This is a genomic window from Micromonospora sp. BRA006-A (genome assembly GCF_033433935.1).
GTDB lineage: Bacteria > Actinomycetota > Actinomycetes > Mycobacteriales > Micromonosporaceae > Micromonospora > Micromonospora aurantiaca.
Genome location: NZ_JANCLW010000001.1, coordinates 1,444,433 through 1,455,564 on the forward strand (window position 1 = coordinate 1,444,433; position 11,132 = coordinate 1,455,564).

An 11,132-nucleotide genomic window follows, 5' to 3' on the forward strand; every position below is an offset into this window, starting at 1 on the left:
CCGGTCCCCGGGGGCGGCCGCCGAGCCGCCCCCGGGGCGCCGGTCACGGCCCGGTCAGCACGACCAGTTCGCCGGTGGCCCGGGTCATCGCGACGTACCGGTCCACCGCCCCGGCGACCCCGTCACCGAAAGCCTCCGGGTCGACCAGCACCACCAGGTCGAACTCCAGCCCCTTCGCCAGCACCGGGCTCAGCGACCGGACCCGCTCCGAGGCCGGGAACGCCGGATCGCCGATGACGCACGCGACACCCTCGCGGTGGGCGGCGAGCCAGCCGTCCACCACCGCGCGCAGGTCCGCGCGGGCGCCGTACCGCACCGGAGCCCCGTCGCGGATGGACGTGGGCACGTTGGCGTCGGGCAGCACGGCCCGGATCACCGGTTCGGCCGCCGCCATCACCTGCGCCGGAGTGCGGTAGCTGACCGACAGCGTCGCCACCTCGACGCGGTCGAACCCGGCCCGCGCCAGCCGCTGCGGCCACGACTCGGTGAACCCGTGCTGCGCCTGCGCCCGGTCACCGACCACTGTGAAGCTGCGCGACGGGCAGCGCGCCAGCAGCATCTGCCACTGCGCGTCGGTCAGCTCCTGCGCCTCGTCCACCACGACATGTGCGAACGGCCCGGCCAGCAGGTCCGGATCGGCAGCGCTCAACACGCTGGAGTCGACCAGGCTGGTGCGCATGTCCTCGCCGTACAGCATGGTCATCAGGCCCTCGCCGTCGTCGTAGGCGTGCGACGCGATCAGCGCGTCGACCACCGTGTCCATCTCGGCGCGCTGCGCGGCCAGCACCCCCTCGTCGCGGCGCCGCCGCAGCGACGCCTCCGGGTCACCGACCCGCCGCCGGGCCGCGTCCAGCCACGGCAGGTCCGCCACCGTCCAGGCCCGAGGGTCGGCCCGCCGCAGCGTACGGATCTCCTCGACGCTCAGCCACGGGGCGCACCGGCGCAGGTAGGCCGGCACCGACCACAGGTCGGCCACCACGTCGAGCGGGTCGAGCAGCGGCCACGCCCGGCCGAACGCGGTGACCAGTTCCCGGTCGCGCCCCAACGCCCGGCGGACCGCCTCCTCCGGCTCGTCGCCGCGGTACTTCTCCACCAGGATCGTGAGCAGTTCCTCCCACACGTCGTCGCGGGCCTCGTTGTGCGGGACGCCCGGCCCGGCCGCCTCGAACGCCGTCGCCCAGTCACCGGCGGTCAGCCGCACCTCGGCGTCGCCGACACCGACAGTCGTCCCGGTGGCGGGCGGCTCCTCGTAGAAGCGGACCGCGGCGTCGACCACCCGCACCAGGTCCGCCGCGGCCTTCAGGCGGGCCACCTCCGGATCGGTCTCCGGCGCCGCCGCCGCGCCCTCCGGCACCAGGTCCGCCAGGGTGCAGATCTGCACGTCCTCCTCGCCCAGGCTGGGCAGCACGTCGGAGACGTAGTTCAGGTACGGCTGGTGCGGCCCGACCACCAGGACCCCGCCCCGGCGCTCGCCCAGCCGCGGGTCGGCGTGCAGCAGGTACGCGGTGCGGTGCAGCGCCACCACCGTCTTGCCGGTGCCGGGACCGCCGTCGACCACCAGCGCGCCCCGCGAGCCCGCCCGGATGATCGCGTCCTGGTCGGCCTGGATGGTGCCGAGCACGTCGCGCATCCGCGCCGACCGGGTCGCGCCCAGGCTGGCGATGAACGCCGACTGGTCGTCCAGCGCGGCGTGCCCGGCCAGCCCGTCGGCGGTGAACACCTCGTCCCAGTAGTCGGTGATCCGGCCCGCGGTCCAGCGGTACCGGCGGCGGCTGACCAGGCCCATCGGGTCGGCGTGAGTGGCGCCGAAGAACGGCTCGGCGGCGGGGGAGCGCCAGTCCAGCAGCAGCCGGCCGCCCGCGCCGTCGGTCAGGCCGAGCCGGCCCACGTACACCGGTTCGCCGCCGTCCGCGCCGACCATCCGGCCCAGGCACAGGTCCAGGCCGTAACGGCGCAGCGTACGCAGGCGCGCGCTCAACCGCCGGACCTCCTGGTCCCGGTCGACGGCCTGCCGGCCCCGGCCGCCCGCGGCCCGGCGCGTGGCGTCGAGCCGGTCGGTCAGGTCGGCGATCGAGCGGCGCAGGCTGTCCGCGATGGCGGCGAAGTGCCGCTCGTCGGCGGCGATCAGCTCGGGGTCGGCCTTCGCCGACAGTCGCTCGGGTAGATCGAAAACGCTCGTGGCAGGCAGATTCAACTCGTCTCCGATCACGGGCACGGCCGGGCCTCCGCTCTTCGCGGCTTTTCGAATGGCACGGCAATGGGTTACGGCCGGCAATTGTGCGCCCCGACCCCGGTCTTGCGGCAAGACCGGGGGTGCGCTATATGTTGGTAGTGGCGGGAGAACCCGCCATTCTTTTTGCGCGAACAATTCTCGGGCTCCCCTTTTCCTGCGTCCCGCCGACGGCTGGTGACCGGCGTGGCCGGTAGGATGACGGCACCATGTCGAAGGAGCGCCGGCGCAAGGCCGATCCCGCCCGCAGCCTGGCCCTTCTCTGGCGCACCCGGGAACCGGCCAGCCGCGGCGCCGGTCCCGGTCTCAGCGTCGACCGGATCGTGCGCACCGCGATCGAGATCGCCGACGCCGAGGGCATCGACGCGCTCACCATGCGCCGGGTCAGCGAGGCGCTCGGCGTGGGCACCATGTCCGTCTACACGTACGTGCCGGGTAAGGCCGAACTGCTCGACGTCATGGTGGACGCCGTCCTCGGTGACCTGCCACGTCCGGCCGACGTGCCGGGTGGCTGGCGGGGCCGGCTGGAGCGCATCGCGCGGGACAATCTCGCCCTCTACCGGGCCCACCCGTGGCTGCTGCGCGCCGAGACGACCCGGCCGGTGCTCGGCCCGAACGTGCTCGCCAAGTACGACTACGAGCTGCACGCCGTCGCGGACATCGGGCTCGACGACGTGGAGATGGACGCGGTGCTCACGCTCGTGCTGGGGCACGCCAAGAACGCGGCCCGGGTCGCGCTGGACGTGGCCGAGCTGGAACGTGAGACCGGGATGACCGACGACCAGTGGTGGCGGACGCACGGGCCCTGGCTGGAGAAGTTCATGACCGCCGGCAGCTTCCCGCTCGCCGCGCGGGTCGGCACCGCCGCCGGGATGGCGCACGGCGCGGCGTACGGGCCGGACCACGCCTTCGAGTTCGGTCTCCAGCGGGTGCTCGACGGTATCTCGGTGGTGGTGGCCGAGCGCGCCGATGGCGAGCCGAGGTCCGGGAAGACCTTGTAATCCTACTGCTCAAGTAGGAAACTCGCGGAGGGGACCGTGGGCGGCCGCCTCGTTCCACGACGTCACGCCCCGCCGCGCCGTACGTCCCGCTCGTCTGGAGGAACACCGTGACCGAGCCCGCCGACACCCCGGTCGACGCCGACGCCGACGCGCTGCGGACGCTGCTGCGGCACCAGGCCAGCACCGTCACGGTGGTCACCGCCGCCGGGCCACCGGCGGCCGGGTTCACCGCCACGTCGTTCACCGCGGTGTCGCTGCGGCCGCCGATCGTCTCGTTCTGCCTGGACCGGGGCTCGTCGAGCTGGCCGGTGGTGTCCCGGGCCCGGCACGTCGGGGTGCACCTGCTCGGGCACGGCCAGCACGAGGTGGCCCGGACGTTCGCCACCAGCGGCATCGACCGGTTCGCCGGGCCGACCCGCTGGCGGCCCGGCCCGGAAGGGGTGCCGGTCCTCGACGACACGCTGGCCTGGCTGCTGTGCCGGGTGGTGGACCGGGTGGTCGTCGGGGACCACGCCGTGGTGCTCGCCGAACCGGAACTGCTGCGGCACGCCGACGTCGGCTCGCCGCTGCTCTACCACAGGGGGCGGTACGCGGGCCTGGCCGGCACGACCGACCCCGGCGACCGCCGCTCCGCCGCCTGACCGGCCGCCGCTGTCGTGGCCGCGTGATCACCTGCGTCGTGCACTACCGAGGCGGGCGCGGGCCCTCTGCCGCTGCGGCGTAACGGCGGGCCAGGCGGGCGAACGCCTCGCGCAGTTCCGGCGGCCCGACCACCTCGATGTCGGCGTCGTAGCGGCCGAGCACGGCGGCCAGCCCGGGCCACGACCAGGCACCCAGCACCAGCCGGCAACGGTCCGGGCCCAGCGCCTCGACGATCCCGTCGCGGGTCCACAGGGACACCACCCGGGCGGGCAGGTCGAGGATCACCTCGCCCCGGCAGGGCCAGTCGCCCGGCCCGGTGGCGCCCTTGAACCGACCGGCGACGTACGCGGCCACGTCGCCGCCGGGCAGCTCGCGGGGCGTGAACCGGGGGCCGGTGGGCGTACGCGGGCTGATCCGGTCGACCCGGAACGTGCGCCAGTCGTCGCGGTCGAGGTCCCAGGCGACGAGGTACCAGCGCCCACCCCAGGTGACCAGGTGGTGCGGCTGCACCCGGCGCGGCGGCCGGTCCGGATCCGGTGGCGCGGTGGACACCGCCTCGTAGTCGAAGCGCAGCTCCTCGCGGGCGTGCACGGCGGCGCTCAACGTCATCAGCAGCGCCGGTTCCACCCGGTGCCGGGCGGGCGTGCCGGCGCGTTGCGCGTCGACCACCCGCAGCGCGTCCACCCGGTGCCGCAGCCGCGCGGGCATCACCTGCCGCACCGTGGTCAGCGCCCGTGCCGCCGCCTCCTCGATGCCGGTCACGCCGCCGGCGGCGGTCTGCAGCGCCACGGTGAGCGCGACGGCCTGCTCGTCGTCGAAGAGCAGCGGCGGCAGCGCGGAACCGGCGCCCAGCCGGTAGCCGCCGTCCGGCCCCTTGGCGCTCTCGATCGGATAGCCCAGCTCGCGCAGCCGGTCGACGTCGCGGCGCACGGTACGCGGGCTGACCCGAAGCCGTTCGGCGAGCAGCGATCCGGGCCAGTCCCGTCGCGCCTGCAACAGGGACAGCAGGGAGAGCAGTCGGGCGGAAGTCTTCGGCACGACACGCATTCTGCCGCGAGAAGAGGTCACTTCCTGACCGCTATGCCTGCGAGGGTGGACCCCGTACCCGATCAGGACCGGAAGGAACCGATGACGATGACCGGCACCACCACGACCCCCGCCACTCTGGACGCCGAGCGGACCGATCTGCTGGCCGAGCTCGCCGAGGCCCGGAACACGCTGACCAACACGGTGCGTGGCCTGACCGACGAGCAGGCCGGGCAGAAGCCGACCGTCAGCGCGCTCTGCCTGGGCGGACTGATCAAGCACGTCGCGTCCACCGAGGAGGCGTGGCTACGGTTCGTGGTCGAGGGCCCGTCGGCGATGTCCTTCGCCATGCCCGAGGGCGTCACCTGGGAGGACTTCATGTCCGGGCAGGCCCGCGAGCTGCCGCAGTGGGCGATCGAGCGGGGACGGGACTTCCAGATGCTGCCCGAGGACACGCTGCCGGCCATCCTGGACCGGTACGCCCGCATCGCCGCCCGTACCGAGGAGATTGTGGCCGGTGTCGAGGACCTGTCGGCGACCTGGCCGGTGCCGGACGCGCCGTGGAACGAGCCGGGCTCGATGCGCAGCATCCGGCGGGTGCTGATCCACGTCATCGCCGAGACCACCCAGCACGCCGGGCACGCGGACATCCTGCGCGAGAGCATCGACGGCCAGACCACCACCTGAGCCGGCCGTGACAGTGCTCGACCAGCGCGCGCTCAACCGGGCCACGCTCGCCCGGCAACTGCTGCTCGATCGCGCCGACCTGCCGGTGACCGACGCGGTGGCGCACCTGTGCGGGTTGCAGGCCCAGGAGCCGCAGGAGCCGTACGTCGGGCTCTGGTCGCGGCTGCGGGCCTTCGACCCGGCGGTCCTGTCGGACCTGCTGGTGCGCCGCCGCCTGGTGCGTACCCACCTGATGCGCCGCACCGTGCACCTGCTCGCCGCCGACGACGTGCTGGCCTGGCGGTCCCGGCACGACGTGATGCTGCGGCAGCGGGTGCTTGGTGTCTACCGCGGCGAGTTCGACGGCGTCGACCTCGACGAACTCGCCGCGGCCGCCCGGAAGGTCCTGGCCGACGGCGAACCCCGCACCAACGCCGAGATCGTGGGAGCGCTCGCCGCGCGCTGGCCGGAGACCGACCGGAGGGCGCTCGGCGAGATCGTGCTCGCGCTGGTCCCGGCCGTGCAGGCCCCGCCGCGCGGGCTGTGGCGGACCGCGGCCGGCGTCCGTACCGTCGCTCTGGACCGGTGGCTGGGCCGCGACGCCGACCCGCCCGGCTCCGACGGCGACGACCCGGCCGGGCGCGCGCTGGTGCGGCGCTACCTGGCCGCGTTCGGCCCGGCCGCGTCGGCGGACCTGCGCGCCTGGTGCGGCCTCACCGGGCTGCCCGCGGCGGTCGCCGCGGTCCGCGACGAGCTGGTGACCTTCCGGGACGCGCGCGGCCGCACGCTGCTCGACCTGCCGGAGGCGCCCCGGCCCGACCCGGACACCCCGGCGCCGGTACGGTTCCTGCCCGCCTTCGACAACGCCGTGCTCGGCTACCACGACCGCAGCCGGATCATCGACGACGCCCACCGCAACCTCTCCGTGGCCGGGGCCCGGTTCGTGCTCGTCGACGGCCGGGTCGCCGCCACCTGGACGGTCGACGCGGGCGTCGTGGTGGTCACGCCGCTGCGCGCGTTCACCCGCGCCGAGCGCACGGCCGCCGCCGAGGAGGGCGCCGCGCTGGCGTCGTTCCTGTCCGAGGGCGACAACCAGGGGGTACGCGTCGCCGCCCGGTGAGCCGCACGTCAGGCGGTCGCCGTCGCCCGGCCCATCCGGGTGACCGCCTCGGTGAGCACGGCGGGGGAGGTGGCGAAGTTGAGCCGCACGAACCCGGCGCCACCGGCGCCGAAGACGTGCCCGGAGCTGAGCGCCACCCGGGCCCGGTCGAGGAACATCCGCGCCGGCCCGGCCAGATCGCTGGCCACCCCCGGGCCGTCGCCAGCCTCGGTGGGCACGCCGAGGTCGCGGCAGTCCAGCCAGGCCAGGTACGTGCCCTCGGGCTGCCGCCACGACACGGTCGGCAGGTGGTCGCCCAGCAATGATCCGAGCAGTGCCCGGTTCGCGTCGAGGCCGTCGAGCAGCCGGTCCAGCCACGGCCCGCCGGCCCGGAACGCGGCGGTGTGCGCGAGCACCCCGAGGTGGCTGGGGCCGTGGCTGACCTCCTCCGGCATCCGGGCCAGGTCGTCCGCCGCGTCCGTCCCGGCGACCGCCAGCGCCGCCTTGAGCCCGGCCAGGTTCCACGCCTTCGACGCCGACAGCAGCGCGAACGCGTTCTCCGCACCAGGCACCGTCAGGTACGGCGTGAACCGCGCGCCGGACAGCGCCAGCGGCGAGTGGATCTCGTCGGCCACCACCCGTACGCCGTGCCGGGCGGCCAGCTCGGCGACGGTGGCCAGCTCGTCGGGCCGGTGCACCACACCCGTCGGGTTGTGCGGGTTGCAGAGCAGGAACGCCGGGCGGTCGCCGATCGCGCGGGCACGGCGGAACGCCTCCGCCAGCGCGGCCGGGTCGAGCCGCAGGTCCGCGCCGAGCGGCGCCTCGAGAACCTGCCGGCCGGCGTTCGTGACGAACGCATGGAACGGCGGGTAGACCGGGGGAGTGACCACCACCGCGTCACCCGGGCCGGTGACCAGGCGCAGCACCTCGACCGTACCCATCATCACGTCCGGCACCAGCGAGGTCCGGCCGACCGGGAAGTCGGCCCAGCCCCACCGCTGCGCGGCGAACCCGCCGACCGCCTCGGCGTACCCGGTGCCGAACGCGTAGCCGGTGTCGCCCAGCTCGACCGCCCGGCGCAGCGCCTCGGCCACCGGCGGCGCCAGCGGCACGTCCTGCTCGGCAACCCACAGCGGCAGCACGTCCGGCGGGTGGAGCCGCCACTTCACGCTGGTGCGCTGCCGGAGCTGGTCGAGCGTGAGCTGGGTGAGCGGGTTGCCGTCCTCGGCGGAAACGACCATGCGACCCACCCTAGGTTCCTCCTACGATCGCCCGATGACCCACCCGGCGTACCCGGTGCGCACGTCCCGGCTGCTGCTGCGCCCGGTCACGCTCGGCGACCTCGACGACGTGCACGCCTGGCAGCGCCGCCCGGACGTGGTCCGCTGGATGGCGGGCGCCGCGCCGCGTACCCGGGCGGAGTCCCTGGCGTCGGTGACCGCGATGGCCGGCGAGGACGCGCTGCGCGCGGAGGGCGACTGCCTGACGCTCGCCGTGGTGCGCGACGGGCGGGTGATCGGCGCGGTCGAGCTGGTGTGGCGCAGCGCCGCGGACCGCACCGCCGAACTGGGGTACGTCTTCCACCCCGGCCACGGCGGCCGGGGGCTGGCCACGGAGGCGGCCGGCGCGCTGCTGGACTGGGGCTTCGGCGCGTTCGGGCTGCACCGGGTGGTAGCCCGCTGTCACGCGGACAACGAGCCGTCGGCCCGCCTGATGGCCCGGCTCGGCATGCGGCGGGAGGCGCGGCACGTGCGCAGCTACCGGTTCCGGGACGGCTGGGCCGACCAGCTCGTCTACGCGATCCTGGCCGACGAGTGGCGTGGCCGCTGAGCCACTGGATCAGGAGACGGCGACCGGGTCGCCGACCCGGATCTCGCCGGTGGTCAGCGGGACCAGGCGGACGCCGAACCAGGTCTTGCCGTCGTAGCGCCGGTGCCGGGCCAGCGTGCGGATCGGCTCCTTCCCGCGCGCCAGGGTCGCCGGGTCGATGAGCGTCACCGAGCAGCGGTCGCAGCGTTCGGAGACCCGGAAGTCGACGGCGCCGATACGCACCCGTGTCCAGCCGTCCTCGGCGAACGGTTCGATCGGCCCGTCCAGCACCACAGTCGGCCGGAACCGGGCCATCGCCGTTGGCTCCGGCGCGGGCTCGCCGCGTTCGAGCGCGCCCTCGGCGATCCAGTCCCGCAGCCGCCGCAGCGACGGCGCCGTGGTGACCAGCAGCGGCCCGGCGTCGGACAGGTTCAGCGGGTCACCGGGCCAGCCGCCGCTCTCGGCCGACATCGGCCGGCGCCGCGGATCGTCCAGCCAGGCCAGCCGTACGGGCCGGCCCAGCCGCGCGGACAGCCAGTCGTGGGCCTCGTCGGCGGCGAGCCGGACCGTGTCCAGCCGGGACACGTCGGTCGGGACCGGCGGCCCGTCCACCGGCTCGGCGACTGTCAGCGACGACCCGTCGCGGGCGGTGAGCGTGACCGACCCGGAGCCGGGCGCGGCGGTCAGGCCGAGCAGCGCCGGCAGGACGCTCGAGCTCAGTTTGCGGCCGTCCGGGCGCAGCACCAGCCAGCGGCGGTCGTGACGCAACCCCCACGACTGGACGTCGGCCCGGTCGACGTCGACGCCGCCGAGGGACTTGACCGGATACAGGTGTACCGAGGCGAGCCGCACCGCCACGCCCTCAGCCGATCTTGGGAGTGGCACGGTCGATGATCGCTGCCAGGTCCAGTCCGCCCGGCAGAGTCCCGTACGCCTGCCCGTGGTCGCCGTCGAGCCGGGACGCGCAGAACGCGTCGGCGACCGCCGGGTGGCCGTGGCGCACCAGCAGCGCGCCCTGGAGCACCAGCGCCAGCCGCTCCACCACCCGCCGGGCGCGCAACTCCAGGTCGGTGTGGTCGGCCAGCTCGTCACGGACCCGGCGCACCGCGGCGTCCAGCCGGGCGTCCGCGCCGGCCGCGGCGGCCACCTCCGCCTCGTACGCGGCGAGCACCTGCGGTTCCCGGGTGAGCGCGCGCAGCACGTCGAGCGCGGCGACGTTGCCGGAGCCCTCCCAGATCGAGTTCAGCGGCGACTCGCGGAACAGCCGCGGCATGCCGGACTCCTCCACGTAGCCGTTGCCGCCCAGGCACTCCAGCGCCTCTGCGGCGTGCCCCGGCCAGCGCTTGCACACCCAGTACTTGCCGACTGCGAGGGCGAGACGCTTGAACGCGGTCTCGCCGTCGTCGCCGCGCGCCGACCGGTCGGTGGCGCCGGCCAGCCGGACCATCAGCACGGTGGCCGCCTCGGACTCCACCGCCAGGTCGGCCAGCACGTTGCGCATCAACGGCTGGTCGGCCAGGTAGTCGCCGAACGCCCGCCGGTGGGTGGCGTGGTGCACGGCGGTGGTCACGCCGTGGCGCATCCCGGCCGCCGCGCCGATCACACAGTCGAGCCGGGTCAGGTTGACCATGTCGATGATGGTGCGCACGCCCCGGCCCTCGTCGCCGACGCGCCACGCCACCGCGTGCTCGTACTCGACCTCGGCGGAGGCGTTGGAGCGGTTGCCGAGCTTGTCCTTGAGCCGCATCAGCCGCATCGGGTTGCGGGTGCCGTCGGGCAGCACCCGGGGGACCAGGAAGCAGGTGAGGCCGCCGGGCGCCTGGGCGAGGGTGAGGAACAGGTCGCACATGGGCGCCGAGGTGAACCACTTGTGCCCGACGAGCCGGTAGCTGCCGTCCGCCTCGGGCCGGGCCGTGGTGGTGTTGGCGCGCACGTCCGAGCCGCCCTGCTTCTCGGTCATCGACATGCCGGCGAGCAGGCCGCGCTTGGTCTGCGGCGGGCGCAGCCCGAAGTCGTACTCGCGGGTGGTGAGCAGCGGCTCGTAGCGGGCGGCCAGGTCCGGGCTGTGCCGCAGCGCGGGCACCGCCGCGTAGGTCATCGAGATCGGGCAGCCGTGCCCGGCGTCGGGCCGCCACAGGTAGAAGCCGGCCGCCCGGGCCACGTGCGCGCCCGGCCGGTCGTCGGCCCACGGCGCGGCGTGCAGGCCGTGACCGACGGCGGTACGCATCAGCTCGTGCCAGGACGGGTGGAACTCCACCTCGTCGACGCGGTTGCCGTACCGGTCGTGGGTGCGCAGCACCGGCGGGTGCTCGTTGGCGAGCCGGCCGTGCTCGGCGGCCTCCTCACCACCGGCGAGCCGGCCCAGCTCGTGCAGCCCGGGCAGCGCCCACCCGGCGCCCTCGCGGGCCACCCCGTCGCGCAGCGCCGGATCGTCGGCGGTGTCGTGGCCGACCATCGGCGGAACCTGGTTGACGACCTCGTGTGTGGTCACGGCGGCAACTCCCAGCGCAGGTGGCGGATCAGGTCGGGGCCCGGATTGAACCACCGTTCACTCCGCACCGGCAAGCGCCCGACGACAAGTCAATTTGGCTGGATTCGTTTGACATCATCCGGCTCGGAGAGAAGACTCGCCGAAACTTTCTTTTGTCCGGGAAGTGGC

Annotated in this window: 10 protein-coding genes; 5 read left to right on the forward strand and 5 right to left on the reverse strand. The window is 74.8% G+C overall.

All coding sequences use genetic code 11. From position 1 onward, the window contains the following. Positions 1-43 precede the first annotated feature (43 nt). Positions 44-2,215, reverse strand: coding sequence for an RNA polymerase recycling motor ATPase HelR (helR, locus tag NMK34_RS07060; protein WP_318332728.1), 2,172 nt, complete (start codon positions 2,213-2,215; stop codon positions 44-46). Between the two features lie 224 nt (positions 2,216-2,439). Between helR and NMK34_RS07065 the strand changes: the two genes are divergently transcribed. Together NMK34_RS07065 and NMK34_RS07070 are read left to right on the forward strand one after the other, a co-directional pair. Continuing rightward, positions 2,440-3,231 carry a TetR/AcrR family transcriptional regulator gene (locus NMK34_RS07065; protein ID WP_318332729.1) on the forward strand — a complete coding sequence of 264 codons (792 nt, stop codon included), beginning with the start codon at positions 2,440-2,442 and terminating at the stop codon, positions 3,229-3,231. 107 nt (positions 3,232-3,338) lie between these two features. Next, a complete protein-coding gene (locus NMK34_RS07070) occupies positions 3,339-3,872 on the forward strand; it encodes a flavin reductase family protein (protein ID WP_318332730.1) in 534 nt (177 codons plus the stop codon). Positions 3,873-3,915: 43 nt separating this feature from the next. Here NMK34_RS07070 and NMK34_RS07075 read toward each other — a convergent pair whose 3' ends face one another. After that, positions 3,916-4,920 (reverse strand): helix-turn-helix transcriptional regulator, encoded by a 1,005-nt coding sequence (locus NMK34_RS07075; RefSeq protein ID WP_412098854.1) that lies wholly within the window; start codon positions 4,918-4,920, stop codon positions 3,916-3,918. 87 nt (positions 4,921-5,007) lie between these two features. Here NMK34_RS07075 and NMK34_RS07080 point away from each other — a divergent pair, with 87 nt between their 5' ends. Together NMK34_RS07080 and NMK34_RS07085 are read left to right on the forward strand one after the other, a co-directional pair. Beyond that, on the forward strand, positions 5,008-5,586 hold the full coding sequence (locus NMK34_RS07080) for a DinB family protein (RefSeq protein WP_318332732.1): 579 nt from the start codon (positions 5,008-5,010) through the stop codon (positions 5,584-5,586). 7 nt (positions 5,587-5,593) lie between these two features. Next, positions 5,594-6,685, forward strand: coding sequence for a winged helix DNA-binding domain-containing protein (locus NMK34_RS07085; protein WP_318332733.1), 1,092 nt, complete (start codon positions 5,594-5,596; stop codon positions 6,683-6,685). 8 nt (positions 6,686-6,693) lie between these two features. Here the strand turns inward: NMK34_RS07085 and NMK34_RS07090 are convergent, their stop codons facing one another. Next, a complete protein-coding gene (locus NMK34_RS07090) occupies positions 6,694-7,905 on the reverse strand; it encodes a MalY/PatB family protein (protein WP_318332734.1) in 1,212 nt (403 codons plus the stop codon). Between the two features lie 34 nt (positions 7,906-7,939). Here NMK34_RS07090 and NMK34_RS07095 point away from each other — a divergent pair, with 34 nt between their 5' ends. After that, positions 7,940-8,494 carry a GNAT family protein gene (locus tag NMK34_RS07095; protein WP_318332735.1) on the forward strand — a complete coding sequence of 185 codons (555 nt, stop codon included), beginning with the start codon at positions 7,940-7,942 and terminating at the stop codon, positions 8,492-8,494. A gap of 9 nt (positions 8,495-8,503) precedes the next feature. Here the strand turns inward: NMK34_RS07095 and NMK34_RS07100 are convergent, their stop codons facing one another. Together NMK34_RS07100 and NMK34_RS07105 are read right to left on the reverse strand one after the other, a co-directional pair. Then, the gene (locus tag NMK34_RS07100) at positions 8,504-9,331 is read right to left on the reverse strand and encodes an MOSC domain-containing protein (protein WP_318332736.1); all 828 of its coding nucleotides are present in this window, start codon (positions 9,329-9,331) and stop codon (positions 8,504-8,506) included. Positions 9,332-9,335: 4 nt separating this feature from the next. Then, positions 9,336-10,964 carry an isovaleryl-CoA dehydrogenase gene (locus tag NMK34_RS07105; protein WP_318332737.1) on the reverse strand — a complete coding sequence of 543 codons (1,629 nt, stop codon included), beginning with the start codon at positions 10,962-10,964 and terminating at the stop codon, positions 9,336-9,338. Between the last annotated feature and the right edge of the window lie 168 nt (positions 10,965-11,132).

Excerpts from the sequence above, each read along its gene's own strand:
- NMK34_RS07065 (WP_318332729.1), top strand. The coding sequence starts at position 2,440 with ATGTCGAAGGAGCGCCGGCGCAAGGCCGATCCCGCCCGCAGCCTGGCC.
- NMK34_RS07075 (WP_412098854.1), bottom strand. The coding sequence starts at position 4,920 with ATGCGTGTCGTGCCGAAGACTTCCGCCCGACTGCTCTCCCTGCTGTCC.
- NMK34_RS07080 (WP_318332732.1), top strand. The coding sequence starts at position 5,008 with ATGACCGGCACCACCACGACCCCCGCCACTCTGGACGCCGAGCGGACC.
- NMK34_RS07090 (WP_318332734.1), bottom strand. The coding sequence starts at position 7,905 with ATGGTCGTTTCCGCCGAGGACGGCAACCCGCTCACCCAGCTCACGCTC.
- NMK34_RS07095 (WP_318332735.1), top strand. The coding sequence starts at position 7,940 with ATGACCCACCCGGCGTACCCGGTGCGCACGTCCCGGCTGCTGCTGCGC.